30 protein-coding genes and 2 tRNA genes are annotated in these 25853 nt (G+C 61.8%); 18 read left to right on the forward strand and 14 right to left on the reverse strand.

Features of this window, described 5'->3' with window-relative positions; translation table 11 throughout:
- Nucleotides 1–17 precede the first annotated feature (17 nt).
- Nucleotides 18–662 (reverse strand): DUF47 domain-containing protein, encoded by a 645-nt coding sequence (locus KHP60_RS08220; RefSeq protein ID WP_213563415.1) that lies wholly within the window; start codon nt 660–662, stop codon nt 18–20.
- 176 nt (nt 663–838) lie between these two features.
- Nucleotides 839–1141 (reverse strand): hypothetical protein, encoded by a 303-nt coding sequence (locus KHP60_RS08225; RefSeq protein WP_213563416.1) that lies wholly within the window; start codon nt 1139–1141, stop codon nt 839–841.
- A 256-nt stretch (nt 1142–1397) separates the two neighbouring features.
- On the opposite strand from KHP60_RS08225, the gene KHP60_RS08230 reads away from it, so the two are divergent.
- Both KHP60_RS08230 and KHP60_RS08235 read left to right on the forward strand, forming a co-directional pair.
- Entirely contained in the window at nt 1398–1631 is a 234-nt protein-coding gene (locus KHP60_RS08230; RefSeq protein ID WP_213563417.1) for a DUF6894 family protein, read from the forward strand.
- 250 nt (nt 1632–1881) lie between these two features.
- Nucleotides 1882–2286 carry a VOC family protein gene (locus KHP60_RS08235; RefSeq protein ID WP_213563418.1) on the forward strand — a complete coding sequence of 135 codons (405 nt, stop codon included), beginning with the start codon at nt 1882–1884 and terminating at the stop codon, nt 2284–2286.
- 126 nt (nt 2287–2412) lie between these two features.
- Here KHP60_RS08235 and KHP60_RS08240 read toward each other — a convergent pair whose 3' ends face one another.
- The 3 genes from KHP60_RS08240 to KHP60_RS08250 form a co-directional block, all read right to left on the reverse strand.
- Entirely contained in the window at nt 2413–2667 is a 255-nt protein-coding gene (locus tag KHP60_RS08240) for a hypothetical protein (RefSeq protein WP_213563419.1), read from the reverse strand.
- 143 nt (nt 2668–2810) lie between these two features.
- Complete coding sequence (locus tag KHP60_RS08245; RefSeq protein WP_311924695.1) at nt 2811–3437, reverse strand: 2-dehydro-3-deoxy-6-phosphogalactonate aldolase; 627 nt, start codon at nt 3435–3437, stop codon at nt 2811–2813.
- Between the two features lie 91 nt (nt 3438–3528).
- Nucleotides 3529–3729: a hypothetical protein gene (locus KHP60_RS08250; RefSeq protein WP_213563421.1), complete on the reverse strand. Its 201-nt coding sequence runs from the start codon at nt 3727–3729 to the stop codon at nt 3529–3531.
- A 398-nt stretch (nt 3730–4127) separates the two neighbouring features.
- Between KHP60_RS08250 and KHP60_RS08255 the strand changes: the two genes are divergently transcribed.
- The 3 genes from KHP60_RS08255 to speB all read left to right on the forward strand — a co-directional run bounded on the left by KHP60_RS08255 (nt 4128) and on the right by speB (nt 7003).
- Nucleotides 4128–4643 (forward strand): Lrp/AsnC family transcriptional regulator, encoded by a 516-nt coding sequence (locus tag KHP60_RS08255; protein ID WP_213563422.1) that lies wholly within the window; start codon nt 4128–4130, stop codon nt 4641–4643.
- A 100-nt stretch (nt 4644–4743) separates the two neighbouring features.
- Entirely contained in the window at nt 4744–5943 is a 1200-nt protein-coding gene (rocD, locus tag KHP60_RS08260; protein WP_213563423.1) for an ornithine--oxo-acid transaminase, read from the forward strand.
- A gap of 19 nt (nt 5944–5962) precedes the next feature.
- Nucleotides 5963–7003, forward strand: a complete 1041-nt coding sequence (speB, locus tag KHP60_RS08265) for an agmatinase (RefSeq protein WP_213563424.1) — start codon at nt 5963–5965, stop codon at nt 7001–7003.
- 134 nt (nt 7004–7137) lie between these two features.
- Here the strand turns inward: speB and KHP60_RS08270 are convergent, their stop codons facing one another.
- Nucleotides 7138–8097, reverse strand: coding sequence for a DUF1624 domain-containing protein (locus tag KHP60_RS08270; RefSeq protein WP_213563425.1), 960 nt, complete (start codon nt 8095–8097; stop codon nt 7138–7140).
- A 102-nt stretch (nt 8098–8199) separates the two neighbouring features.
- Here KHP60_RS08270 and KHP60_RS08275 point away from each other — a divergent pair, with 102 nt between their 5' ends.
- The 4 genes from KHP60_RS08275 to KHP60_RS08290 all read left to right on the forward strand — a co-directional run bounded on the left by KHP60_RS08275 (nt 8200) and on the right by KHP60_RS08290 (nt 10562).
- The gene (locus KHP60_RS08275) at nt 8200–8913 is read left to right on the forward strand and encodes a Sir2 family NAD-dependent protein deacetylase (protein WP_213563426.1); all 714 of its coding nucleotides are present in this window, start codon (nt 8200–8202) and stop codon (nt 8911–8913) included.
- Nucleotides 8914–9040: 127 nt separating this feature from the next.
- Nucleotides 9041–9661 (forward strand): cold-shock protein, encoded by a 621-nt coding sequence (locus KHP60_RS08280; RefSeq protein ID WP_249688612.1) that lies wholly within the window; start codon nt 9041–9043, stop codon nt 9659–9661.
- The gene (locus tag KHP60_RS08285; protein ID WP_213563427.1) at nt 9661–10128 is read left to right on the forward strand and encodes a DUF192 domain-containing protein; all 468 of its coding nucleotides are present in this window, start codon (nt 9661–9663) and stop codon (nt 10126–10128) included. Before KHP60_RS08280 ends, KHP60_RS08285 begins: the two co-directional genes overlap by 1 nt.
- A 218-nt stretch (nt 10129–10346) precedes the next feature.
- Complete coding sequence (locus KHP60_RS08290; protein WP_213563428.1) at nt 10347–10562, forward strand: hypothetical protein; 216 nt, start codon at nt 10347–10349, stop codon at nt 10560–10562.
- Between the two features lie 243 nt (nt 10563–10805).
- Here KHP60_RS08290 and KHP60_RS08295 read toward each other — a convergent pair whose 3' ends face one another.
- Entirely contained in the window at nt 10806–11066 is a 261-nt protein-coding gene (locus KHP60_RS08295; protein WP_213563429.1) for a PilZ domain-containing protein, read from the reverse strand.
- A 368-nt stretch (nt 11067–11434) separates the two neighbouring features.
- Between KHP60_RS08295 and KHP60_RS08300 the strand changes: the two genes are divergently transcribed.
- The 4 genes from KHP60_RS08300 (at nt 11435) to KHP60_RS08315 (ending at nt 12308) form a co-directional block, all read left to right on the forward strand.
- Complete coding sequence (locus KHP60_RS08300) at nt 11435–11605, forward strand: hypothetical protein (RefSeq protein ID WP_213563430.1); 171 nt, start codon at nt 11435–11437, stop codon at nt 11603–11605.
- A gap of 186 nt (nt 11606–11791) precedes the next feature.
- Nucleotides 11792–11868: transfer RNA gene (locus tag KHP60_RS08305), tRNA-Pro, on the forward strand.
- A 37-nt stretch (nt 11869–11905) separates the two neighbouring features.
- On the forward strand, nt 11906–12211 hold the full coding sequence (locus KHP60_RS08310) for an ETC complex I subunit (protein WP_213563431.1): 306 nt from the start codon (nt 11906–11908) through the stop codon (nt 12209–12211).
- 20 nt (nt 12212–12231) lie between these two features.
- A tRNA-Arg gene (locus KHP60_RS08315) sits at nt 12232–12308 on the forward strand.
- 20 nt (nt 12309–12328) lie between these two features.
- On the opposite strand, the gene KHP60_RS08320 is transcribed toward KHP60_RS08315, so the two are convergent.
- Together KHP60_RS08320 and adh are read right to left on the reverse strand one after the other, a co-directional pair.
- Nucleotides 12329–12709: a DUF779 domain-containing protein gene (locus KHP60_RS08320; RefSeq protein ID WP_213563432.1), complete on the reverse strand. Its 381-nt coding sequence runs from the start codon at nt 12707–12709 to the stop codon at nt 12329–12331.
- 61 nt (nt 12710–12770) lie between these two features.
- Entirely contained in the window at nt 12771–14288 is a 1518-nt protein-coding gene (adh, locus tag KHP60_RS08325) for an aldehyde dehydrogenase (protein WP_213563433.1), read from the reverse strand.
- 246 nt (nt 14289–14534) lie between these two features.
- Here adh and KHP60_RS25115 point away from each other — a divergent pair, with 246 nt between their 5' ends.
- Together KHP60_RS25115 and KHP60_RS08330 are read left to right on the forward strand one after the other, a co-directional pair.
- The gene (locus tag KHP60_RS25115; RefSeq protein ID WP_249688613.1) at nt 14535–15002 is read left to right on the forward strand and encodes a hypothetical protein; all 468 of its coding nucleotides are present in this window, start codon (nt 14535–14537) and stop codon (nt 15000–15002) included.
- Entirely contained in the window at nt 14948–16384 is a 1437-nt protein-coding gene (locus KHP60_RS08330) for a sigma-54-dependent Fis family transcriptional regulator (protein ID WP_249688615.1), read from the forward strand. The genes KHP60_RS25115 and KHP60_RS08330 overlap by 55 nt, the downstream gene beginning before the upstream one ends.
- Before the next feature lie 50 nt (nt 16385–16434).
- On the opposite strand, the gene KHP60_RS08335 is transcribed toward KHP60_RS08330, so the two are convergent.
- Together KHP60_RS08335 and KHP60_RS08340 are read right to left on the reverse strand one after the other, a co-directional pair.
- Entirely contained in the window at nt 16435–18309 is a 1875-nt protein-coding gene (locus tag KHP60_RS08335; protein ID WP_213563434.1) for an alpha/beta fold hydrolase, read from the reverse strand.
- Nucleotides 18310–18644: 335 nt separating this feature from the next.
- On the reverse strand, nt 18645–18926 hold the full coding sequence (locus tag KHP60_RS08340; protein ID WP_213563435.1) for a hypothetical protein: 282 nt from the start codon (nt 18924–18926) through the stop codon (nt 18645–18647).
- Nucleotides 18927–19107: 181 nt separating this feature from the next.
- Here KHP60_RS08340 and KHP60_RS08345 point away from each other — a divergent pair, with 181 nt between their 5' ends.
- Nucleotides 19108–19305 (forward strand): hypothetical protein, encoded by a 198-nt coding sequence (locus KHP60_RS08345; RefSeq protein ID WP_213563436.1) that lies wholly within the window; start codon nt 19108–19110, stop codon nt 19303–19305.
- A 63-nt stretch (nt 19306–19368) separates the two neighbouring features.
- On the opposite strand, the gene KHP60_RS08350 is transcribed toward KHP60_RS08345, so the two are convergent.
- Nucleotides 19369–20361, reverse strand: a complete 993-nt coding sequence (locus KHP60_RS08350; protein WP_213563437.1) for a phasin family protein — start codon at nt 20359–20361, stop codon at nt 19369–19371.
- A gap of 81 nt (nt 20362–20442) precedes the next feature.
- On the reverse strand, nt 20443–20640 hold the full coding sequence (locus KHP60_RS08355; RefSeq protein ID WP_213563438.1) for a hypothetical protein: 198 nt from the start codon (nt 20638–20640) through the stop codon (nt 20443–20445).
- Between the two features lie 350 nt (nt 20641–20990).
- Between KHP60_RS08355 and KHP60_RS08360 the strand changes: the two genes are divergently transcribed.
- The gene (locus KHP60_RS08360; protein WP_213563439.1) at nt 20991–22196 is read left to right on the forward strand and encodes an efflux RND transporter periplasmic adaptor subunit; all 1206 of its coding nucleotides are present in this window, start codon (nt 20991–20993) and stop codon (nt 22194–22196) included.
- The gene (locus KHP60_RS08365) at nt 22196–25342 is read left to right on the forward strand and encodes an efflux RND transporter permease subunit (protein ID WP_311924713.1); all 3147 of its coding nucleotides are present in this window, start codon (nt 22196–22198) and stop codon (nt 25340–25342) included. The genes KHP60_RS08360 and KHP60_RS08365 overlap by 1 nt, the downstream gene beginning before the upstream one ends.
- A 33-nt stretch (nt 25343–25375) precedes the next feature.
- Here the strand turns inward: KHP60_RS08365 and KHP60_RS08370 are convergent, their stop codons facing one another.
- A complete protein-coding gene (locus tag KHP60_RS08370) occupies nt 25376–25750 on the reverse strand; it encodes a hypothetical protein (RefSeq protein WP_213563441.1) in 375 nt (124 codons plus the stop codon).
- Nucleotides 25751–25853: the final 103 nt, after the last annotated feature.

The raw sequence follows: 25853 nt of genomic DNA on the forward strand, positions 1-25853 counted from the left end.
GCTGGTTCCGGCCCTTGTCAGACGTGCTCGATCACGATGCCGTGGATCTCGTTGGCAACGTCATCGAAGGAATCGACCACGCGCTCCAGATGGCCGTAGATCTCGGTTCCGATGATGTAGGCCATCGGGTCGGACGAGCCGTGGGTGCGGAAGAGGTGCTTGATCCCCTCGTCGTGGAGATCGTCGGCACGGCCCTCGATCCGGGTGATCTCTTCCGTGATGCTCATGAGACGGCCGGCGTGCTTGCCGACTGATGACAGAAGCGGGACAGCCTCAGCCGTCAGCTTGGCCGCCTGCACGATGATCTCGCCCATTTCCTGCATGGCCAAATCGAACGTGCGAATCTCAAACAGGGTGATGGCCTTCCCAGTCTGGTGCATCTGGTCGATGGCATCGTCCATGGAGTTGATGAGGTCCTTGATGTCGCCACGGTCGAACGGTGTGATGAACGTACGCCGGACGGCCAGGAGCACCTCACGCGTGATCTCGTCGGCCTCGTTCTCCCGCTCCTTGATCTCGCGGCAGTACCGCGGGACGTCCTCGCCACCTTCCAGAAGGCGTCTCAAAACTTCGGATGCGGCCACGATGACCTGGGCATGGCGCGCGAACAGCTCGAAAAACCGCTCTTCTTTCGGCATCAATGCCTGGAACCAGCGGAGCATCGGAGCCTCCAAGATTGAAGAGTTGACAGCCAAACATCGCCGATTGGCGCCCAGTTCCCCGGCGCGAGATTGATGCTATTGCCGGTCTGCCTTAGACTCCGCCATCAGCCGGCACGACAGTGCTGTCGAAGGTTCGATAGACGCCTGTCCGATCGGATAAGTGGCGTGACGGCGCACTAGATCGGGCTGCCCTTGATCTTGGTCACCATTTCCCAATTGTCCCCGGCAGCGATCAGGCAGGCCTTGCCGTCCGGCATGGTCAGCACCATCGTCCATGACCCATTCGACGACGCAAAGACTTCGAGCACCTGTCCGGGCTGGGCAAGGCCGATTCCGACCGGGTCTTCCTTGTACTGGTCGGCCAGCAGCTTCACGAGCTGTTCGCGTGGGCCGCAGGAGGATTGTGCGGCGGCTGGTGTGCTCCCAAACGCGATGATCGCACCAAGAACTGCGAAGGGAACGAGAGGGTTACGGATCATGACATATCCCTGACGGTTGACCCGCGATTACCCTTGGCGTGCCAATCAACGCGCTCTGCCTGAAAAAGCTCCATCCGCTGCAGCGGCCGCGTCCGGCTTTTGGGGCTTGTGAGGGACCTCCGAGCCACTGGCAACCTCTCGATAGATGTCATCATTTCCGGAAAATCTGTGTATATGGAAAGGGCAGGCGTCGGATTGAACCTGCCGCCTGCGAGGGCGTTCTTACCGCCAAAGTCACTTTCGAAGCTGAACCCCCATGCCGCGATACTTCTTCAATATCCGTGACGGCTACGACGTCGATGAAGACGAGGAGGGGATCGAGCTTCCCGATCTCGAGGCAGCCCGCGCCGAGGCCTTGGCAACGGTCGAGGAGCTTCGGGATGAGCTGGCCGATGCGGGCAGCATCGAGCTGGAGATCACCGACGAGACCGGACGGCGGCTCCTGACCGTTCCATTCTTCCGGGCCGGGCAGGGCGGCCGACGCCGCTAGCGTATCGTCCGCACCGCAGGGCCGCGTGAGCGACCCGCAGGGCCACGCGCCAGTGAAAAGCGGACCCGGTTCTCCGCTCCGAGCGATGCCCCGTTCAAGAGATTGAGCATCGAGTGATCCCAAAAGGGCAAATCCACTTTCGAGTCGGATGCTTTAGGGTCAGGACCGATAGACGCGAAACGCCCCAAATGCGTTCGGATGGGTTACTGTGTCCTGTGAAACCGGAGATGTGCTTCAGGAGGCGCAAAGGATGCAGGTTCAAGCGGTTCATCATGTCGCCGTCGCAACGCGGGACCTTGAGCGGTCCTTGGCCTTCTACAGCGGTGTCCTCGGTCTGACGCTTGCGCCCCGCCCCAATTTCCCGGTGGGCGGCGCTTGGCTCGACATGGGCTCCACGCAGGTCCATCTCGTGGTTCACTCTGAGGCCACCTTCCGGACCAACTCCGAGATCGACAACAACGACTGTCACTTCGCCCTGCGGGTGGAGGACTTCGATACCGCGCTCGATCATTTGATCCGGCACGGCTACGCCGAGGACGCCCCGGAGGGGAGCGGGAGGAGGCTCCTGGTGAAGCGCCACGGGCCTGCGGGCTTCCCTCAGGTCTATGTCCTGGACCCCGATGGGCATGTCGTGGAGATCAACGCGAGCGGCTGATCGGAGCCATGAGTCTACCTTTTTCGGCTCGGACGCTGCAATCTTCGTCAGTCCTGAGCCGAGATCGGTTGAAAAAGAAGGGCCCGGCGTTAAGCCGGGCCTTTCCTGGTGAGGACACGAGCTCGATCAGCACTCGGTCTTCTTCTTGGTCGTCGTATCGCCGAACTCGTCCGTCTTCTGCTTGGTCTCCGTGGTGCAGCCCACGGAACCCGTCGTGGTGGTCACCGAGGTCGAAGACGTCGTGCTCGGCTCCGTCTTGCGCTCGATGGTCGTCTGGCTGCCCAGGATGCCTTCTTCCTTCTTGATGGTCGTGGTGGTGTCCTGAGCGAAGGCGGCCGTGCTGAGAATCGAAGCCGCAAGGATCAGTGCCGTTTTCTTCATCGTGAACTCCATGAACAAGCGTTTCCTCCTGAGAACGGCTTTCGCTCCCAGGGGTTCCTGCTCAGGTCGTCCGGAAAGGCCGCCGCCAGAATATCACCGACGGCGCACAAGCGCGTCCAGCGTCCCGCTCGATGCCCGAAGGCTCAGGTGGAGCGCAGCTCCCGCCAGGCCACCGCGAAATCACGGGCGTTGCGGCCGATCTCCTCCACCGACATGGCAGGCGTGAAGAGGGCCGAGCCGAGCCCGAAGCCGTTGGCGCCGGCATCCACATAGGGCTTCATATTGTCCGGCTTGATGCCGCCGACCGGAAGGACGAGCGCATCCTTCGGGAGTACGGCCCGCCAGGCTTTGACGACTGTGGGAGGAATGGCCTCGGCCGGGAAGATCTTGACGGCATCGGCGCCGGCCTTCAAGGCTGCGAAAGCCTCCGTCGGGGTCGCCACGCCGGGGGTGCAGACAAGGCGGCTTTTCTTGGCGGCGCGGATGACGTCGAGATCCGCGTGCGGCATGACGATCAGCTTGCCGCCCACATCGTGGACTCCGATGACCTGGTCCGGGTCGAGGACGGTTCCAGCGCCGACGAGCACATTTCCAGGCATGGCCTTGGCCAGGATCTCGATGCTGCGAAACGGCTCCGGCGAGTTCAGGGGAACTTCGATGATCCGGAATCCGGCATCGACCAGGGTGTGGCCCACGGCTTCGGCGTTCTCAGGCTTCAGGCCCCGCAGAATGGCGATCAGAGGAAGGTCGGTCAGATAATCCCGCAGCACAGAAGCACCTCCAGTCCCGTCGTGAACGGGAAGCATCCCATCGAGCCCGTTGCCGACAGGCGCTAGTAGTTGGCAAAGATGGGGTCCGGTTTCAACCTTTTGCGGCGTGGGGGCCCAGAAACCGCATGAGGTGGGAAACGGCACTGCGAAGGGTCTCGCGGCCATCTGTGCTGTGCTCGATGAACCAGTCCTCGAGGGCAACCCCCGGATACAGCGCCTCCACGCCGGCAAAGAACTGCATGAGCTTCATGGAATCGAAGGCGAGAGAGTGCGTCAGTGACATGTCCAACATGACCGCTCTCGTGCTGTCGTCGCTGAGTGAGCGGCAAAGCGAGATGATGTGCCTGGTGACATCCGCTTCCAGGAGAAGACTCATTGTTTCTGCCCCCTTGCTCTTGACGTTGAGTCATATCGGCAGAGATCGTGGTTTCAATGATGAAACGATATAAAACTGTGCAAAACAACATGAAATTGCATTTCAATTATGTAACATAATCTCTTATTCTCTTGCCTTCCTTCTGGTGGGATACTCGCATCGAGCGCAGGTTCCCGATCTCTTTGCCAACCGCCGGCCGGCAATGGCTCTGTCTCAGTCCTTATGTGGAATTGCAAGGCTTGTGCCTCCTAGGATAGAGACCTGACAATGCATCCCGGACCCATTTCGTTTTCGGGTCCCGTTCGAGCTGAACCATGAAGCCGCCCTCGAAGCTGCTGAGCCGCAGCGTCAAACTCTCTCTCGATCGTATCGATCTGATGATCCTCGACGCGCTCCGCGACAACGGGCGCATCACCTACCAGGCTCTGTCGGAGCGGGTCGGACTTTCGGCGCGTCCCTGTCTCGAACGGGTCAGGCGTCTGGAGCAGAGGGGCGTGATCCGCGGCTACACGGTTCTGATCGAGCCGGCGGCCCTCGGCCATGACATCATCGCGCTGGCAGGGATCAGCATGCGCGATCCTTCGACCGGCACCCGGCAGCGGCTCGAGCGGGCTTTGACGGCCAATCCTGCTGTGATCGAGTTGCAGGTGGTGAACGGCGAGTATGATTATATCGCCAGGATCGTGGCGCCGACCCTTGCTGCCTACGAGGCCCTGACTGAAGCCTATCTTGCCGATCCGGGATTTGGAATCGGCCGGGTTCACACGACCTTCGTCTTGAAGACCCTGAAAGATTTCGAGGGCTATCCGGTAGCCGACAACCCGGATTGATCCCCATTGCGGCGCCGGACGACAGAAACGGCTGCCGCCGAGGGAGATTTCAGCCTCAACCGGAGCGCTCTGTCCGTAAGCTTGTCCATGGAGGACTTCCATGGACTTCATTGCTCTCGAACGATCCGTTACCGCCGCCAATTATGATTCCTTGCCTGTCGTCCTGAGGGAGGCGAAGGGCGTCTGGGTCACCGATACGGAAGGGAGGCGCTATCTCGACATGATGAGCGCCTATTCGGCCGTAAGCCTCGGCCACGGCCATCCGCGCATCCTTCAGGCGATGATGGAGCAAGCCTCGAAGCTCGCCGTCACCAGCAGGGCCTATCACACGGAACTTCTTGGGCCCTTCCTGGAGCGCCTCGTCCAGATCACCGGCCTCGACATCGCGCTGCCGATGAACACGGGTGCGGAGGCCGTCGAGACTGCCATCAAGGCGGCCCGGCGCTGGGGCTATGCCAAGAAGAGGATCGCCCCGGACCAGGCGGAAATTATCGTTGCGAACAATAACTTCCACGGCCGCACGACTACCATCGTCGGGTTCTCGTCCGACGGGTCCTATCGCGAGGGCTTCGGTCCGTTCTCCGGCGGCTTCAAGCTGGTACCCTTCGGGGATGCAGGCGCGATCGAGCAAGAGATCACCGGCAACACCTGTGCCGTCCTGATAGAGCCGATCCAGGGCGAGGCGGGCATTGTGGTGCCGCCGGAGGGTTACCTGAGAGACCTGCGCGCCATCTGCGACAGGCACAACGTCCTTCTGATCCTCGACGAGGTCCAATCGGGCCTCGGCCGCACGGGCCGCTGGTTCGCCCATCAGCATGAAGACATCAAACCGGACGGTCTGATCCTGGGAAAGGCCCTGGGCGGCGGCGTCTATCCGGTCTCGGCTTTCGTGGGCACGCGCGAGGTCATGAGCGTCTTCAATCCGGGTTCCCACGGCTCGACTTTCGGGGGCAACGCCCTGGCGGCCAGGATAGGGCTGGAAGCTCTCGCCGTGATCGAAGAGGAGCATCTCGTCGAGCGCAGCGCGGAAATGGGCGGCTACCTCCAGGATCGCTTGCGCGCGATGCGCAGCAACATCGTGAAGGACGTCCGCGGCCGCGGTCTGTGGGTGGGGGTCGAGGTGGATGGCAACGTGGTCTCCGCTCGTGCGGTCTGTGATGCACTGCTCGAGAATGGCGTCCTCTCGAAGGACACTCACGGCACGGTGCTGCGCTTCGCGCCGCCTCTCACCGTCACGCGCGATGAAATCGACTGGGGGATGGAGCGGATCGAGCGGGTTTTCGCCCGTGCCATTCATTGATGCAGAGGAACGAAGATCGATGGCACAGAACCTGATGAAAAAGACGGAACCTGCAACCCGCGAGCAGCGCCTGGAGGCCTATCAGCCCTTGTCCGGGATGGTGGTGCCGCGCTTTGCCGGCATCTCGACCTTCATGAGGCTGCCCTATCTTGCGCCGACACAGGCCCCGGGCGAGATCGACATCGCGATCCTGGGCATCCCCTTCGACGGAGCCACCACCAACCGACCCGGAACCCGCCTTGGGCCGCGTCAGGTGCGCGAGGCATCGTCGCTCATGCGCATGGTCAATTACGGTACGCTGGTGGCGCCTTACGATCTCTGTGCCTGCGCCGATGTGGGCGACGTGCCGGTCAATCCCGTCGATGTGCAGGATACCCTCCGCCGCATCGAGGCCGAGGTGTCCTATCTCTACCAGGGCGGCGTGACGCCTCTCTCCATCGGCGGCGACCACATCATCTCGTATCCGATCCTGCGCGCTCTCGCCTCGAAGAGCGGTTCGATGGGCATGATCCATGTGGATGCGCACAGCGATACGGGCGACACTTATTTCGGCGGCCAGAAACTCACGCACGGCACGCCGTTCCGCCGGGCCATCGAGGACGGTGTGCTCGATCCGAAGCGCATGGTGCAGATCGGCATTCGGGGGCACATGTATTCCGCCGACGAGCGCGAATGGGCGCTCGACCAGGGTATCCGCATCATCGACATGGAAGAGGTGGCCGAGAAGGGCATTCCCTATGCGATCGCCGAGGCCCGCCGGGTGGTCGGCATGGAGACGACCTATTTCACCTTCGATATCGATTCCATCGATCCGGCCTTCGCGCCGGGCACCGGAACGCCGGAGATCGGCGGCTTCACGAGTCGTGAGGCGCTGCAGCTCGTTCGCGGCTTCCGGCACCTGAATCTCGTAGGCGCCGACATGGTCGAAGTGTCGCCGCCGCTCGATCAGTCCGGCGGCACCGCGCTGGTGGGGGCTTCCATTGCCTTCGAACTGCTCTGCCTGCTGGCAGAGGCGAGGGCGGAGCGCACCTCCAAGGAGACCCGGCTGAACGTGGTTTAGCCCTCACATCCGTTCCGTAGAGCACGCAACCACGTCATCACCGGCCTTGTGCCGGTGATCCCGATTGCACGAAGCGCCGAGCCTCTCCTTATCGGGATGGCCGGCACAAGGCCGGCCATGACGAGGAGATCGATCTACGACGGCGGGCTTTGACGCATGCATTGTTGCGCGGCACGCGAAATCCGCGTGGTGTCATCGCCAGCGGCATTGTTGTCGAGGAGGCGCTTCCAGATATCCCGCTCTGGGACCTGCTGCAGAATGCAGGAGCAGACCGGCGGGCACAGCTCCGGGTTGCCGTTCTGCGCCAGGCAGATCTGCCTGCAGGCCGCTGACGGGTTTGGGCCTAGGATCTGCGCGACGCCGTACAGGGCTCCAAGCAAGATGATTTGGTGGGTGAGGTAGATCGGCAGGCTTTTGCGCCCACCCCATACCATTAGCCTGGCGAGGGGATTGTCGGCGCGCCAGCGCGCCAGGCCGAGCGTCTCCTGTTGCGACAGCAGCATCTTTCCGACGGCCACGCCAATCAGCACGAGCCCGAACCACGGAAAGATCGGCACGTAATCGTTCGTCACCGGATCGGAAGCGCCAAGACCGAGCCAGTCGAGCCAGGGTGCATCGAAGGCCGGGCTCGTGAACAGCCAGGGGGCGATCAGGCAGAAAACGGCGAAGACGAACGTGAGAGCAGGGTTCAGTCGCAGGAAGGGCAGGGCCAGAACGCTCGAGACGGCGATACAGTGAAGGATGCCGAAGAAGATATAACTTTGGGGAAAGGCGAAGTAGGTCACCAGAGTCACGGCCAGAGCCGCACCGCCGACCTTCATGAGGCGTCTGAGGAACGGTACTCGCCGGAAGCCCTGAACATGGGCCAGGGCCAGGCCGAACCCCGCGAGAGCCAGAAACGAACCGGCGATCGCGCGTGCAAACCAGCGCCAGGCCGGGACCTGGAGGATGTTCGTCCCGATCAGCTGCAGAAAGCTGAGGTCCCAGCTGAAATGGTAGACGATCATGGCGGCAATCGCGATGCCGCGGGCGACATCGATGGCGTCCCAGCGCTGAGAGGCGGCGGCTCGGGCGTGAGGGGAGGTGGCGGTCAAGTCTGTTTGTCTCATGAGTGACGGCATTCCCTCCCGGCTCCTGGGCCTTATGTGAATGAGATGACCGAGAGCCTTAATGCATCAATCGCCACATTACAGGACATGATTCAAGACGCTCGTGTCGTGGCGGGCTTTACCGGGGCCGGGATCTCGACCGAGAGCGGCATCCCGGATTTCTGCTCGCCGGACAGTCCCTGGATGCGCCACAAGCCGATTTCGTTCGAGCTTTTCGTGAAGAGTGCGGAAGCACGCCGTGAGGCATGGCGGCGGAAATTCGCCATGGACGATCTCTATCGAGGCGCACGTCCAGGCATGGGACACCTCGGTTTCGCGTCCCTTGTCGCGGCTGGTCGAATGCCGGCCGTCATCACCCAGAACATCGATGGGCTCCATCAGGAATCCGGCCTCGACCCGGAACAGGTCATCGAGCTGCATGGCAACGGCACCTATGCCAAGTGTCTGGCCTGCGGCAGCCGGCACGAGCTCGACTGGGTGAGGCGCCGTTTCGATGCGGATGGCGACCCGCCCGATTGTCGCGTCTGCGGGGGGATCCTCAAGGCGGCGACGATCTCCTTCGGACAGGCCATGCCGGAGGGTCCGATGCGGCGGGCCCAGAAACTGACGGCATCGTGCGACCTGTTTCTGGTCGCGGGCTCGTCTCTGGTCGTCTATCCGGCAGCGGCTTTTCCGGCCTTCGCCAAGGAAAACGGGGCGCGGCTCGTGATCGTCAATCGGGAGCCGACACCCCTGGATAAGGCTGCCGATCTGGTGATCCGCGCGGAGATCGGCTCCGTCTTCTCAGTATTTCTGCCGTAACTTCAAGAACATGCAGGCTGCCGAAAATTTCATCGCCCTCGGATGCGCGTTTCTGGCTTCCCCTGATTCAGGACGATGTTATCCTCTTGTTAAGAATCGGGTTCATGATTCGAGTTTGGGTAATTTCATGACTGGCGATTACGGCTCCAATTCTTTCAGTCTCCGCGAGGAGAATTCCTCTATAGATCAGGGCCACCGCGAGGTCGCTCAGCCGACCTCGGAAGAGGCCGCGCTTGAACTCGTTCAGGTCAGCGGTCGCATCAAGTGGTTCGACGTCGCCAAGGGGTTCGGTTTCATCGTTCCCGACAATGGCATGGCCGATGTTCTGCTCCATGTGACTTGCTTGAGACGGGACGGCTATCAAGCCGCCAATGAAGGCGCTCGCATCGTGGTCGAGGCGGTTCAGCGGCCCCGTGGCCTTCAGGCCTTCCGCATCCTCTCGCTGGACGAATCCACCGCGCTGCACCCCTCCGAGCTTCCGCTGCCTCGCACCCATGTTCAGGTGGTGCCGACCAGCGGTCTGGAGCCGGCGGTCGTGAAGTGGTTCAACCGCCTGCGCGGCTTCGGCTTCCTGACTCAGGGAGAGGGGAAGCCGGACATCTTCGTCCATATGGAAACCCTGCGCCGCTACGGGATTGCCGAGCTGAAGCCGGGTGAGCGCGTCTTCGTGCGCTTCGGCGACGGCTCGAAAGGCCTCATGGCCGCCGAGGTTCGCCTGGCCGACATGGCCCTGCCGCACTCCCACTGATGGACTTGCCTGTGCTGTCGCGTATCCGGCTGGCGTTCTCGGCCTTAGGCTTTCTCGTTCTGATCGCCGGCGCGGTTTACGCGCAGGCGTTCGAAACCCTGTCCATTGCCACACAGGCGGGGCAGCGGCAAACCTTCAGGGTTGAAGTCGCACGCAACGATGCGGACAGGGCACAGGGTCTGATGTTCCGCCGATCCATGCCAGCCGACCAGGGCATGCTGTTCGATTTCGGGCGGGTCGAGCCCGTGTCCATGTGGATGCAGAATACGTATCTCCCCCTCGATATGCTGTTCATCCGGGCCGACGGGACGATCGCTCGGATCGCGGCCAATACCGAGCCCCTGTCGACCCGAACCATCTCCTCGGGCGAGCCGGTTCTCTCGGTTCTGGAGCTAAATGCCGGCATGGCAGCCAAGCTCGGGATCAAGCCAGGCGACCGGGTGGAGCACCCGATGTTCAAGCGTTGATGCAGGCCCCGGCCTGAATGCTCGGCAAGCTGGGGTGTCTCGCCACTTCCATGATTGCGGCTGTTCTGCCGGTTCCGGCAATGGCGGAGGTTGGTCCGCACGCTGTGATCAACGTCTCTCAAGAACTGCTTCGCGCCTACAAAGCTGAGGACGCTTCAGCTCTCCATGGACTTCTCGCTCCGGTGTTGCAAGCAGAATACCCTGTCGACAGGCTTCGCATGATCCTGGCCAGATGTCGGGCTCTGACGCATGAGATCGACCGTTTCAGCATTCCTTCCTGGGGAGCGCGCCACTACGGGTTCTTCGGTGTCTATGCGGAAACTGCCGTGTTCGAGATGATCCTTGAGATCGACGACAACGAGAAGATCGTCCATTGGGTGATCACGGACGACGTCACGTCGAGCAATCAGCAATGTATCGTCAGCCGTGCCTGAAAGGTCCGCCGGTTAAAACGGGGCAAGCCGGACCTCGTGACTGCGCCCTGACAGACGGTCGGACGGTGGGGTTCTACGGGAGCCCCTTGCGCATCGTGCGGACCCAGAGGGTCCTGTCGGCGACCCGCAGGGCCACGCTAGTGAAAAGCGAACCCGGTTCTCCGCTCCGAGCGACGCCCCGCTCAAGAGATTGAGCATCGGATCGATCCCAAAAAGGGCAGATCCCCTTTCGGGTCCGATGCGCTAGTCCGTGAACCTTGCTCCGTAGTGAATCCCGGTGGTCCACACCAATCGGACATTCGCTTTCGCACCCTCCGAGGGAATCTGCAGCTCGAATTCCAGCGGAACATCGGCAGGTGGAGACACCACCAGACGCACCCCGGCTTCCGACAAATCCCAAATCAAGCATTCGATCGGTGCCTGAGCGGTCCTGCTCGCGATGCGTCCTTCGAGATAGGCAAGATGACGCTGACTTGATCGGCGCTCGGGTGTCGGATGGCTCATCCCTGGGATCCTGCCTTTGAGGAAGGAACCCTTCTAGAGAGGGAAGCTGGCGTGAAAATGTTCTTTGCGTTCGCGAGCCGGGGGGGCGGACAAGTCGAATCCGGCGATGCCAAAAAAGAAGCGCCTCCCAACGGTCGGCGCTTAGTGACGATCCGTAGGGGCAAACCTGGATCGGAGTTGGGATTATGGCCTGATCCCTCGCGGAGGGAAGGATCAGGCCTCTGGTCATGAGGGGTAGGTGTGTCCCGGAAGAATAAGGCCTTTGGGATAGCGTGTCGGCCCGTGCTCGCGCGGCGCTTGTCGGAAATCCGAGGAACCGACCCGTCCGGTGAGAGTTCAGAACTTCTATGATCGGACAGGAGAGCATTATGGGAACACGAAGCTGGGCGGCATTGGCAGTCATCGCAGTCGCCGTCGTGGCGATCTTTTTCGCCCTTCGCGAGACGCATTCCGATCCCGAGGCTGCCCCAGGTCGCGCAGCCAGCCAGGATACGGTCAAGCCGGTCCCGTCCAATCCTGATACGGTCACTCCACGGTAATGTCCGTCTGACGCTTCCTGTACCCTCTGGCTTCTAACCACCTGCAGCGCCGCATCGTTTCCGGGATCTGCTCTGCGGCCTTCCATCACCCGATGGACCATAAGTTCGTTTTCGGTTGCCTCGACGAAACCGAGGGCTTGCCTAGGTGTTCTCAAATCGATAGAGAAACCAAGCTGTTGAGGATAACGGGGTGTAGCGCAGTCTGGTAGCGCATCTGCTTTGGGAGCAGAGGGTCGCGGGTTCAAATCCTGCCGCCCCGACCATCTTCGGCGGTTGAGTCTTGGAGAGAGTCCAAAACCTATGCCTGCACGGATCTACAAGCCCGCCAAATCCGCTACGCAGTCCGGGATGGCCCGGACCAAGCAATGGCTTCTCGTTTTCGAGCAGGACAAGCCCCGCGAGATCGAGGCCCTCATGGGCTGGACGAGCTCGGGCGACACCCGTCAGCAGCTCCGCCTTTGGTTCGACACGAAGGAAGAGGCTATCGCCTATGCGGAGCGCGAGGGTATCGCCTACCGGGTCGAAGAGCCGCACGAGGTCAAGCGCCGGACGATCTCCTACTCCGACAATTTCAAGTTCAACCGCGTGGGCCCCTGGACCCACTAGGCCAGGGTCTTCGGCCGAATGGCTCCGTAGCTCAGCTGGATAGAGCAGCCGCCTTCTAAGCGGCAGGTCGTAGGTTCGAGCCCTACCGGAGTCGCCACTTTCCAGAAGAATCGACGCTCAGACTGCCGAGCCTGTCAGATTGAGGGCTGCCGCCTCCTCATCGGTAAAGAGGCGTGACCGGGTCAGGAAGCGGATACCGCGGCCGTTTTCGAGGGAGAACATGCCACCCTTGCCGGGCACCACGTCGATGATCAGCTGGGTGTGCTTCCAGTATTCGTATTGCGACGGGCTCATATAGAACGGTGCCCCGCCGATGGTGCCGAGGCGCACGTCCTCCTCCCCGACAATGTAATCGCCCTGCGGATAGCACATGGGCGAGGATCCATCGCAGCAGCCGCCGGACTGGTGAAACAGAACCGGACCATACTCGCTCTGCAGGGTCGCGATCAGATCGAGTGCGGCAGGCGTCGCCGTCACGCGCAGAATATCGCCATTCATGTGACTTCTCCGGTGAATGGAGACCGGAGCACGGCAATCGCGCTCCGGTCCATTGGTGGTATCAGAAGAAGCCGAGGGCCTTGCTGCTGTAGCTGACCAGCAGGTTCTTGGTCTGCTGATAATGATCGAGCATCATCTTGTAGGTCTCGCGACCGATGCCCGACTGCTTGTAACCGCCGAAGGCCGCATGGGCCGGATAGGCATGGTAGCAGTTCGTCCAGACGCGACCCGCCTGGATGGCGCGTCCGAAACGATAAGCGCGATTGCCGTTGCGGGTCCACACGCCGGCGCCGAGGCCATAGAGGGTGTCATTGGCAATTGACAGAGCGTCTTCGTCGTCCTTGAAGGTCGTGACGGAAACGACCGGCCCGAAGATCTCCTCCTGGAACACGCGCATCCGGTTGTGACCGCGGAACACCGTGGGCTTCACGTAATAGCCGCCGGCCAGTTCGCCCGGCAGGTTGTTGCGCTCGCCGCCCGTCAGCACCTCGGCGCCTTCCTGCTTGCCGATATCGATATAGCTGAGGATCTTTTCCAGCTGTTCGCTGGAAGCCTGAGCGCCGATCATGGTCGATGGATCGAGCGGGCTGCCCTGCCTGATCGCCTCGACCCGCTTGAGGGCCTTTTCCATGAAGCGGTCGTAGATCGATTCCTGGATGAGCGCACGGCTCGGGCAGGTGCAGACCTCGCCCTGGTTGAGAGCGAACATCACAAAGCCTTCGATGGCCTTGTCCAGGTAATCGTCATCCTCCGCCGTTACGTCCGCGAAGAAGATGTTGGGCGACTTGCCGCCGAGTTCGAGCGTCACCGGGATCAGGTTCTGGCTTGCGTATTGCATGATCAGGCGGCCGGTAGTGGTCTCGCCGGTGAACGCGATCTTCGCGATGCGCGAGCTGGAGGCCAGCGGCTTGCCCGCTTCGAGGCCATAGCCGTTGACGATGTTGAGGACGCCGGGCGGCAGCAGATCCCCGACCAGCTCGGCCCAGACCAGAATCGAGGCCGGCGTCTGCTCGGCAGGCTTGAGGACGACGCAGTTTCCGGCCGCGAGAGCGGGCGCGAGTTTCCACGTCGCCATCAGGATCGGGAAGTTCCAGGGAATGATCTGCCCGACGACGCCGAGCGGCTCATGGAAGTGATAGGCGACGGTATCGTGGTCGATCTCCGCGACCGAACCTTCCTGAGCCCTGATGCAGGCGGCAAAATACCGGAAATGGTCAATGGCGAGCGGGATGTCGGCTGCCGTCGTCTCGCGGATCGGCTTGCCGTTGTCCCAGGTCTCCACCAGGGCGAGGGTGTCGAGATTTGCTTCCATCCGGTTCGCGATCTCGTTGAGGATGCGCGACCGCTCGGCCGGAGCCGTCTTGCCCCAGGCATCCTTCGCGTCGTGCGCTGCGTCGAGGGCCTTCTCGATATCGTCCTTGTCGGAGCGGGCCACCTCGCAGATGACCTTTCCGGTGACGGGAGAGGTGTTCTCGAAATAGCGGCCATTGACCGGCTCGACCCATTGCCCGCCGATGAAATTGCCGTAACGGTCCTTGAACGGCGCATTCGAGACGCTCAGAAAATCTGGCTTGTTCATTGGTTTCCTCCCTGGATGAACATGCCCGATTGAGCAATTTTCGTGCCATTTCGCTGCCGTGCCGGAAACCTCTGCATTTGCGACGCGGTAAGTCATTGAAAACGAACGAGCCAGGCCGTGGCTCTGCTTCTTGGTCCCTCGATGACTTCTTTTTGCCTTAGCTTCGCCTATCATGGAGCCTGCCGCGGAAAGAAACGCATCTGCAACACCTGTTGCAATTTGCGACACCGGGATGGGAGGACGCCATTGTCGCCAGATGCAATCCAGCATGCCCGTCAGCATTTCTTCTCGCAGAAGGCCGTCCCCGGTGGGCTCATTCCGCAATCCATTCTTCGGTCTTGGGCCCGTTGTCAGGCACTCGGCCTTGAGGGCAGGTCCAACTCGCTCCCGGAGCCCCTAACGGATTACGAATTCGCGCTCACGGCCGAAGAGGCGGAGGCTTTCAAACGCCTCTGTCGGCCGGAGGTCGAAGCGCTCTATGCGGATGCCCAAGCCACGGACAGCATCGTCATTCTCACCAACGGCTCCGGTCTCGTGCTCGACACCATCGGGAGTCTGGATTTTGCGGAACGGGCGGCTCGGGTTGCCCTAAGGCCGGGCGTTCCCTGGAGTGAGCAGATCGCGGGAACGAATGCGATTGGAACGTCCCTTGCCGAGGGTTGCCCATCGAAGTCCGCGGCGCGGAGCATTACCTCGAATGCAACCGGATTCTGAGCTGCTCCGCCATCCCGATCATCGGCCCGCAGGGAAATGTGTTGGGCGTCCTGGACCTGTCAGGGCCGGCCGAAACGCATCATGCGCATGCGCTCGGCCTCGTGAGGCTGGCGGCCGAACAGATCGAGCACCGGCACTTCGAACAGGACTTCGGAGGCGCCGACGTGGTGCGGCTCCACGTGGATCCGGCCATGCTGGGGACCTCGCGGGAAGGGATCCTGGTCTTCGAGGATGGGCGGCTCAAAGCCGCCAATCGCCATGGCCTGGCGCTTATCGGGCGACAATACGATGCGATCGGCAAGACCTCATGGGCGGACCTGTTCCGCGACCGGCTTGCCGCCTTCGCCGATGGCGGCAGCCTCAAGCGTGAGAACGGCACGACGCTCGTGGGACGCCTCGATGGGTTCAGGAAGGTCCCCGCACCGGCCAGCCGGGTTGCGCGGCCTGTACCGCCCGCAGTCCCAAGGCCGATCTTCGACCTGGAGGCCTCTCACGCCATTGCACGCGCCGTCCGGCTGCTCGATGCCGCGGTCCCGGTTCTCATCCGCGGCGAAACAGGAACCGGGAAAGAAATCTTCGCCCGCGCCGCCCATGCCGGATGTGCGCGCTCCGACAAGCCGCTGATCGCGGTCAATTGCGCGGCTCTGCCCGAAACACTGATGGAGGCCGAGCTTTTCGGCTATCAGGCAGGTGCCTTCACCGGGGCCCGGCCGGGCGGATCGAAGGGCTATCTCCGGGAGGCCGACGGCGGCGTTCTGTTCCTGGACGAGATCGGCGATATGCCCCTTACCCTGCAGACGAAGCTCCTGCGCGCGTTGCAGGAGCGGGAGGTCGTTCCGCTGGGCGGCGGGCGGGCCGTTCCGGTCGACTTCATGCTGATCTGCGCCACGAACCGGAACCTGCGGGATTTCGTCGAGGCCGGGACATTCCGCTCGGATCTTTATTTCCGCATCGCGCAATATTCGTTCGAGCTGCCACCCCTCCGCCACCGCGCGGATCGTGCTCAGCTGGTTGACGAATTGTGGGATTCCCTTGGAGCAAGGTCTCGGCGAAATACCCTGACGCAGGAGTGCCGCGCGCAACTGGTCAATTATGAATGGCCGGGCAATTTCCGTCAGCTCGTCGGCTGCCTTCGAGCGATGCTGGCCCTCTGTGAGGCGGGTGAAACGCTCACGATTGACGCGTTGCCCTCGGATGTGCGCTTCGGTGTCACGATCAGCGAGAAGAGCCTCCCTCATCGCGAAAAAGCACTGTCCACCCTGGAAGCCATCACCGCGACGGCCATGCAGGATGCGCTCCGTGCCGCCAAGGGCAATGTCTCACTCGCAGCCCGCCAGCTTGGTGTCAGTCGCAGCACCTTGTACCGGCGCATGCAGAGCTGAAACGTCGATAGCATGTCGCGGTTATCGGTTGCGCTCAGGAGAAGCGCGCATCAGGCTTGCAGCACGTAGATGCCGGGTGCGTCGCAGAGGGTGGGGTAGCCCCGTGCCGATGCCCCCAATGCGGGTGGCTTCACGAGTTCGCCTGAATGCGAAACCAGCCAGCGCGTCCATTCCGGCCACCAGGAGCCCTCGAAGCGAGGCGCAATCCTGATCCAGGTGTCGGGGTCCAGGTAGCGGCCGGCGGCGGATCGTGTCAGCACCTGGAAGCTTCCTCCGGCCCGGCTCGGATCCGCGACGATACCGGCATTGTGACCGCCGGTCGTGAGCAGGAATGTCACGTCCGTGTCTGCCAGTAGATGGATCTTGAACGTGGAGCGCCACGGCGCAACGTGATCCCGCTCTGTACCGACGGCGAAGATCGGTGCACGGATGTCGCTGACCGCGACGGGGCGGCCGTCTACCTGGAAGCGCCCCTCGGCCAGATCGTTGTTGAGGAAGAGGTGGCGCAGGTAGTCGGCATGCATGCGGTAGGGCATTCGCGTCGCGTCGGCATTCCAGGCCATGATATCGTTCAAGGACGTGCGCTCACCCATCAGATAGTGCCGAATGAGGCGCGACCAGATCAGGTCGTTCGAGCGCAGAAGCTGGAAGGCGCCGGCCATCTGCCGGGTGTCGAGATAACCCTGGCTGCGCATCAGGTCTTCGAGGAAGTGAAGCTGGCTTTCGTTGATGAACAGGGTGAGCTCCCCGGCCTCGCGGAAATCGGCTTGGGCCGCCAGGAGCGACAGGGTCGCCAAGCGCGTGTCTCCATCGCGCGCGAGGGCGGCCGCGGCGATGGAGAGGAGTGTGCCGCCGAGGCAGTAGCCGACCGCGTGAACCTTCCTGTCGGGCAAGACGGCGTCGGTCGCATCGAGCGCCGCCATCACTCCCTGTTTCCTGTAGTCGTCGAGGCCGAGATCCCGATCATCGGCGGTCGGATTCTTCCACGAGATGATGAATACCGTGAAGCCCTGGTCGGTGAGATAGCGAACCAGCGAGTTCTCGGGCGAAAGATCCAGGATGTAGTACTTCATGATCCAGGCCGGCACGATCAGGATCGGCTCCGGCCGGACCTTCTCGGTTGTCGGGTTGTACTGGATCAATTCGATAAGGTTGTTGTGATAGATCACCTTGCCAGGTGTGACGGCCACATCGCGGCCGGGTTGGAAGGCCTCGGTGCCGGCCGGAGGCTTCGACCGGACAATCCGCTTCCAATCGTCCAGGAAGTTGCGAAGACCATGAACGAGGTTCTGCCCGCCCGTTTCCAGAATACGCCTCTGCACAACCGGGTTGGTGGCGATGAAATTCGACGGGGAGGCCATGTCGAGGATCTGGCGCGTGATGAACTCGACGACGGCCTGATGCTGCTTGGTGACGCCATCAACCCCCGTCGTGGCATTCTCCCACCATTGCTGCTGCAGCAGGAAACTCTGTTGGACGAGGTTGAAGGGCCACTGCGACCACTCCCGTTCCGCAAAGCGGCGGTCCTGAGGAAGCGGTTCAATGCATGGCTCAACGGTGCCGCTAACAAGGGCACACCGGGAAGCGAATTGCGTCAGCCGCGCCCATTTGCGAGCCCCCCTGGTGGCGAGTTCGACCTGCTTGCCGGGAGAGATGGCAAGATGGACAGCCCAGTCCATGAACGCATCGACTATGGCCGCCGGCGACAGTCCGGCGGTGAGGCGAGCAAGGCCGGCATGGGTGGCGTGGTCGAGAGCATCTCGGATCTGATGGAGTTCGGCATCGTCCCAGGGCTCAGCGGAGGCTGACCGCCTTGAGGCAGGGACAGCTGCCGCTTCAAGAGTAGGGGGCAAAGTCGGCAGTTTGGCCGGTCGAGACTCGGAGGGGAGGCTCCGCTTGGACGTGGAGGATGTACGACCCGGCATATCGACCTCCCGGAGCCTCATATTCATTCAGGGGGCATAGACTGCCACATCGTGACAGAGATCTTCGTTCTGCGCGTTACGCTTCACCAGAGGATTGCTTCCAATTTCGTCCACATGATGGTCGTGCTGGAGGCATGACGGCAAGCTCCAAGGGCGCAGGTTAATGATGGACATTGCAAAGCAGGCGGAGTTGAAATGCTCAGCCGGAGCGGATGGAAAATCGCACACTGTCATCCCACGGACGAGTGTCCCTGGTCCTGAGCGCGACGAAGAATGCCGCAGATGTGCTCGCGGGGCAGGAACTTGCGGTTCCTGGGAGCGATGCCGTGACCTTTTTAGATGAATGTCGTTTCGATCCGCTCCCGCAGGGCTAGAAGTTCCTGAATGTACGGCTCGCGCCTTTCCCGGTGTTGGCGCCAAAGACTTGCGATCATCTCGCTCTTGCGCTCTTCATCGGCTGGACCATGCCTGATGGTCTCAAGACTTTTTTCAAAAGCAAAGTCGATATCGGCGAGATCGGCCAGTACGGTTTGGAGCAGAGGCAGAATGTCCGGAGAATAAACCCGGTTTGTGTTCGAGGCCTTCTGAAGACGGGAATGCTCGACGTGGGTGGCCATAGCGTCCTCCGATGGTATCCTGGCGGCGTGAGCTTCCTTTGAATGGTTAACTCAAGTTAAGATCATTACTTTGGTCGGGATTGGGCAGCTTGGCCTTGTTACGGCTGTGCAAGTGATCGTCCGGTTGGACAGCTGATCTTTGACGAGTGTCGGACGATGCGCAGGGGCAGGGGAGGCGCTCATGATCGGCTGGATCGTTCGGTTGTTGATGATTGCAGCAGGTGTCGTCACAGGCTGGTTTGTCGCCAAAGACGCTCCGATCTTCGGAGTGGCTCAGGTGATGGTGGCTCTCCTCCTTCTCACGTTCATCGTGGCGGTCCTGGCTTTCTGGCCGCGCCGATGGACCGACGCTATCGACCGTTCCGAGAAACGGCGTTGATCGGCAAACGACGTGAGTTCCGGGCCTCTGGCCAAAAGCCAGAGGCCCAGCGTCTGTTCAGAATCAGGCTGCTCGGCTGACCCGCTCTGCGAACTGCTTCACTTCGACTGTTGCAGTCCGGGAGGCTTCGTCCGCCAGCTGGATCGTAAGTTCGGCCAAGCGCCGACTGTTGTCGACGGTTTGCTCCAGGTTGTCCCGGATGAGGGAGCTTTGAACTTCAACAAGGTCGTTCATGGACCGGCAGCGGGCGAGGGCGTTCAAACCTTCGAGATTTGTCTGCAGCCGCTTCTGACTCAGCTCGAACCATTCCCGCGACACGTCCTGAAGGCCCCGCATCAGGACAGTGTTGGATTGGGCGACGGTTTTTAGGCTTTCCGAGGCCTGCTGGGTAAGTCCACGGCTGTCGCCATCGGGGCGGGCGAACATCTGCAGCGCCTGACCTGTCGAGCGGCGTGCCAATTCAGAAAATACGCCGAAGCTGTTCTGCACGACCTGCTGCATCGATTGGGCGATGTTTTGGGCGCTCTCCGTCCCCGCGCGCACGGTTTCGCCGAGATCGTCGGCTACCCGCTGGACCGCATCGACCTGCTCGCGGGCACGGCGCGCCTCAGACCGCTTCGTTTCGTCGATGGCTGCCATTTCATCCTCCACTCTCTCGATAACCGCCTCTGCCTCGTCGTCGCTCAGAACCTTGAGCACAGCCGGGAGTAGCTCCTTCCTGTCATCGCGAATATGTTGCTGGAATACCCTTCTCAGTTCAGCCACCTTGGTGAGAAACTCGCCGTTGTTCTTCGGCATGCTCTCCAGATCCGTCAGAAGCGTCGCGGTCTCCTCATTGTCGTTGAGGGCCTGCCGAACAAGGTCCACCATCCCGTGCCGTTGAAGGACCGGCAGCAGATGCTGCTCTTGCAGGGCTGCCAGCAGCTTCAACTCCTCCTGCAGGTCCGCGAACAGACGCTCACGGGTTTTGACGGCAGTGTCGGAGGTCGCAAGAAGTTTCTCAAAGAGATCCCGGGCCTTGTCGGGGGGAGTCTGGTTGAATTTTCGCGTGTTCATAATTCGCTCTCAGGGTTCAGATAGGGCATGGTTCACCGTCGAACGGAGATGTTCAGACGGCGAAAGGTGAAGGGATCCTGCCTAATGCTGAAGGCCTAATGGCCAGGGCGCAAAGAGGTTCGGCCGTCTCCACAGGACGAAATGGTCCTGCGCGGCGAGATCCAGGCTCGTGTCTTTTTCCAACAAGACGATTTGAGCTTCGATAGCTTTGAGCTCCCGCTCAAGCTTGGCTGTCCGACGCGGCTCAGAGGCAACGGGTCTTCTTTTCTTGTTCTTCATCAAGCACTCCATGGTCCGGCACAGCGCACCGCCTTCTATGAAGAAGCGGACGGCGTACGGATGGCCATGATTGTGCCCCCTGCGACTTGTTCATTCTTTATTTGATGCTGATGATACAGGAGCGCAACCGTTCGTCTGTCAGAAACCCGACACAAGGGCAGAATTTGTTAACACAAGTTAATATGCCGCAGGGACGCTGACAGCGGTCGCGGCTGCAGCGGAACTCACTCACGGGCAAGATGTTCATGCCCTAAGGATGGAGATCTGCGGCCCGCCGCTCTCCCGTGATGCGCCGATGAAGGCCTGCCCCTTCGACGGGGCAGTTCGTCCCAAAGATTCCGGAGGGCAAAGTGGTCAAGCGCATCCTCCTCATCGCCGTGGCCGGGCTTGTTGTCGCTGCAGGCGTCTACTTCTTCATGTTCCGTTCTCCGCCGGAGACCTCAACGCAGCAGACGGCGGCTTCCGGGTTGCCGACACCTCAGGTCGGCATCATGGTCGTTCAGCCTGCCGAGGTGCCTTATCCAGTGGAGTATGCCGGCCGCGTCTCCGGCTTTCGCGACATCGAAGTCCGCGCGCGGGTCGGCGGTCTCCTGCTCAAGCGTGAATATGAAGAGGGGGCGCGGGTCACGCAGGATCAGGTGCTTTTCCGGATCGATCCGGCCTCCTACGAAGTCGCGCTGAGTCGTGCGGAAGCCCAGTTGCAGCAGGCGCAAGCGGCGAACCGCCAAGCGGAGGAGAATTTCAACCGGATCGAGCAGCTTGTCCGCCGCGGCGTGTCGACGGAGGCACAGCTCGAGGATGCGCGCTCCCAGCGGGACCAGGCTCGGGCCGGCGTTCAACTCGCCGAGGCCGAGATTCAGAACGCGAAGCTGAATCTGAGCTACACGACCGTGACTGCTCCGGGAACCGGGGTCACGGCCTTGGAGTCTCCCCCCGTCGGCGCACTCATCCAGGCGCAGCAGACGCTTCTGACCACCATCTCTCAAATCGATCCGGCTTATGTGAACTTTTCCTTCACCGACGAGGAAGGCAGGGCCTTTCGCGCTCTGAACGAGCGGCGAGAGAAGCCGATCTCTGAGAAGGACCTGACCGTGGAACTGCAATATGCCCTTCAGGCGAAGTACCCGCACGCCGGTAGGATCGACACGGCTGCTCAACGGGTCGATCTGCAAACCGGGACGATCCAGGCGCGGGCGATCTTTCCGAATCCGGACGGCCTGTTGCTGCCGGGCCAGTTCGTCAGGGTGCGCCTCATCGGCATCACTTTGCCCGATGCGATCGTCGTTCCACAGCAGGCGGTCAGCCAAGGGCCGCAGGGGCCCCTGGTCTATGTGCTCGGTGAGAACGATATCGCTCAGGCGCGCCCGATCCGCCTGGGTCCCGAACTCGCGGCGGGCTGGGTGGTGCGTGAGGGGCTGACCGGCGGCGAAAGGGTCGTCGTCGACGGCGTGATCCGGGTGCGGCCGGGCCAGCCCGTCAAGCCGGTGCCGATGGATCCAAAGGCCGCGCAGACCACAGGCACTCCAAGCGCTCCGGCAAACGGGGTGCGGCCATGATCTCGAAGTTCTTCATCGACCGGCCGATCTTCGCATCGGTTCTTTCCATCGCCATCGTGCTCATCGGCCTCATCGCAATGCGGGTCCTCCCCGTCGCGCAGTATCCCGAGATCGTGCCGCCTCAAGTCGTGGTTTCTGCCACCTATCCGGGAGCAAGTGCCGAAACCATCGCCGAGACCGTCGCGGCGCCCCTGGAGCAGCAGGTCAACGGGGTCGAGAACATGATCTACATGCAATCGACCTCCACCGGTTCGGGGACCATGAGCCTGTCTGTGTACTTCCAGACCGGCACGGATGCCGACCAGGCCACCATCAACGTCAACAATCGTGTCCAGCGCGCGACGGCGGTCCTGCCCGAGGAGGTGCGGAGGCAGGGCGTGACGGTGACCAAACGGTCTTCTTCGATCCTGCAGATCGTGGCCTTGTCCTCCCCCGATAGGCGTTTCGACACGATCTATATTTCCAATTACGCGCTCATCAACATCATCGACGAACTGCGCCGCACGCCCGGCGTCGGCGATGCTTCGCTCTTCGGGGCCTCGGACTATTCCATGCGCATCTGGCTTCGGCCCGACAAAGTCGCGCAGTACAATCTGACCCCGGGTGACGTTGCCGCCGCCATCCGCGACCAGAACGCACAATTTGCGGCCGGGCGCTTTGCGGAGGAGCCGACGCCGGGGCGGCAGGCCTTCACCTATTCGGTCACGACTCAGGGCCGCTTCGCGGATCCCCGCGAGTTCGAGCAGATCGTCCTGCGCTCCGACGAGAACGGCGGCGCACTGCGGCTGAAGGACGTCGCGCGGGTCGAACTCGGTTCGCTGAACTACTCTACCGTCGCAACCCTGAACGGGGCTCCGACGGTGCCGATCGGGATCTATCTCCAGCCTGACGCCAATGCTCTCGACGTCTCGGGGGCCGTCGATGCGGCGATGAGCCGGCTCGCGCAGCGATTTCCTGACGGATTGCGGTACGATGTGCCGTACAACACGACGAGGTTCATCGAAGTTTCCATCGAGGAGGTGGTCAAGACTTTCATCGAAGCCATCGTGCTGGTCGTGATCGTAGTCTTCCTCTTCCTGCAGAGCTGGCGCGCAACCCTGATCCCGCTTCTGGCTGTGCCGGTGTCCATCATCGGCACCTTTGCCGGCATGTACCTGCTCGGCTTCTCGGTCAACCTGCTCACGCTTTTCGGGCTCATCCTCGCCATCGGCATTGTGGTCGACGACGCCATCATCGTGCTGGAGAACGTCGAACGCATCATGACGACGGAACATAAGCCACCACGAGAGGCCGCCATTCAGGCCATGCAGGAGGTCAGTGGGCCCGTTATTGCCGTCGTACTTGTGCTCTGCGCCGTTTTTATCCCTGTGTCTTTCCTCGGCGGTCTGGCCGGCGAACTGTACCGGCAGTTTGCTGTGACCATAGCGGTCTCGGTGGTGATTTCCGGGATCGTGGCGCTCACGTTGACCCCTGCCTTGTGCGCGCTTCTCCTCAAGGCGGGGCACAGCGAGCCATGGTGGCCGTTCCGCGTGTTCAATCGAGGTTTCGATTGGGTGACGCGCACCTTTACCTCCGGCACGGCCTTTTTCCTGCGCCACGCCTTTATCGCCGTGGTTCTTATCGCCGGGATGCTCGGTGCCACCTGGTGGCTATTCGAGCGGGTGCCGGGCGGGCTTGTGCCGGCCGAGGATCTGGGAAACGTTTTCGTCGTGACGGCGCTCCCGCCCGCGGCGTCCCTCGATCGCACCCTCGACATTACCGCGAAGGTGAGCGAGGAGCTCAAGCGTAATCCCACCGTCGCCGACGTGGTGACGATAGCCGGGTTCGATCTCCTGTCCGGCGTCCAGAAAACCAACGCCGGCGTATCCTTCGTGACCCTTACGGATTGGTCGGAGCGAACCGACCCGCGACTCGACGCGCGCAATCTCGCTCCGGCTTTCGCCGCTCTCAACGTAAACTTCCGTGATGGGATCGTCGTCGGGTTCAACCCGCCGCCGATCACGGGCATGAGCACGACCGGCGGCTTCGAGTTCTACCTGCAGGACCGGTCAGGCGGGAGTCTCGAGAACCTCTCGCAAGCGGCGCAGCGGGTGGTTCAGGCGGCCGGGCAGCGGCCGGAACTCTCGGGCGTCTCCACGACCTTCAACACCAATGTGCCGCAGTACCGGATCGATGTCGACCGCGACAGGGCAAAGGCGCTCGGCGTTCCGATCTCGGCCATCTTCGACACGATGCAGAGCACGTTCGGCAGCCTTTACGTGAATGATTTCAGCCTGTTCGGACGGACCTATCGTGTAAGCCTGTCCTCCGAACCCGAGTTCCGGATGAGCCCGAACGATCTGCAGCACGTGTTCGTCCGGTCCGACAATGGCACCATGGTTCCACTCAACGTCCTGCTGTCCACCTCACGCATCGTCGGGCCTGACGTGGTCGATCGGTTCAATGTGTTCCCGGCAGCGAAGATCCAGGGCAATCCGGCTCCGGGTTTCTCCTCCGGGCAGGCGATTGCCGCAATCGAACAGGTGGTGTCGCAGAATCTGTCGTCCGACTATTCCATCGGCTGGACGGGGTCGGCCTATCAGGAACTGCAATCGGCCGGGACCGGATCGCAGGGATTCCTCTTGGGTCTGGTGATGGTGTTCCTGATCCTGGCCGCACAATATGAGCGCTGGTCCCTCCCGTTCGCCGTCATCACGGCCGTACCTTTCGCCGTCTTCGGTGCCATTCTGGCCATCTGGTTGCGCGGCATCGAGAACGACCTCTATTTCCAGGTCGGACTCGTCACCCTCATCGGGCTGGCGGCCAAGAATGCGATCCTGATCGTCGAGTTCGCAGCCGAGCGGTATCGGGCAGGAGAAACCGTCTACGATGCGGCCTTGGATGCAGCCCGTCTCCGGTTCCGCCCGATCGTGATGACCTCTCTCGCCTTCATCCTCGGTGTCGTGCCGCTCGCAATCTCGACAGGGGCAGGCTCGGCAAGCCGTCATTCGGTGGGCACCGGCGTCATCGGAGGCATGCTGGCGGCCACCTTTCTCGCCATTCTATTCGTCCCGCTGTTCTTCCGTCTTGTGACGCGGGAACGCCAGCCGGTTGGAAAGGCGGCCGCACCGGTCATGCCCGAATCTGCGCCTGCTAAAGAGGTCTAGGGATGGAGCAGGGCAGGCAATAACGCTCGGACGTCAGCGCTTGCGCAACCGCTCGATAGCTTCCTTGTGCACGGCGGGATCAACATCATATTCTTCCGCGAGGCGCTGGATCTCAGCTTGCCTCTCCTCGGCAGAGAGCTTGGGACTGAGGCTTGCGATGGCGGCCAGGAAGGAGGCGCCGGCAAAGACCGGATCGCGCCGTCTCGCGGTCTGATCACGCTCCTTCTTCAACTCCGCCTGACGCTGCTTATAGGTTTCGAGTGGTCCGAACGCCCGCAGGGCGCGATTGCGCAAGGCCTGGATCGGAAGGTCGTGCTCGCCGGCAATGTCAGGCAGGGCCTGGTCCGGATCTTCGCCGGCCAACAGGGCTTCGGCAAGTTCTTCGAGTGCGGATACAAACGGATCCATGGCGGCCCCTTCGAGTGATTTATCGTCAACGGATGGTGATCCGTTCGGTTCTGAGCAAAGTGTTGCCCACGGCTCAGGCTGACCAATAATCCCTGTGACCGAT

The organism is Microvirga sp. 3-52 (assembly GCF_018383585.1).
GTDB lineage: Bacteria > Pseudomonadota > Alphaproteobacteria > Rhizobiales > Beijerinckiaceae > Microvirga.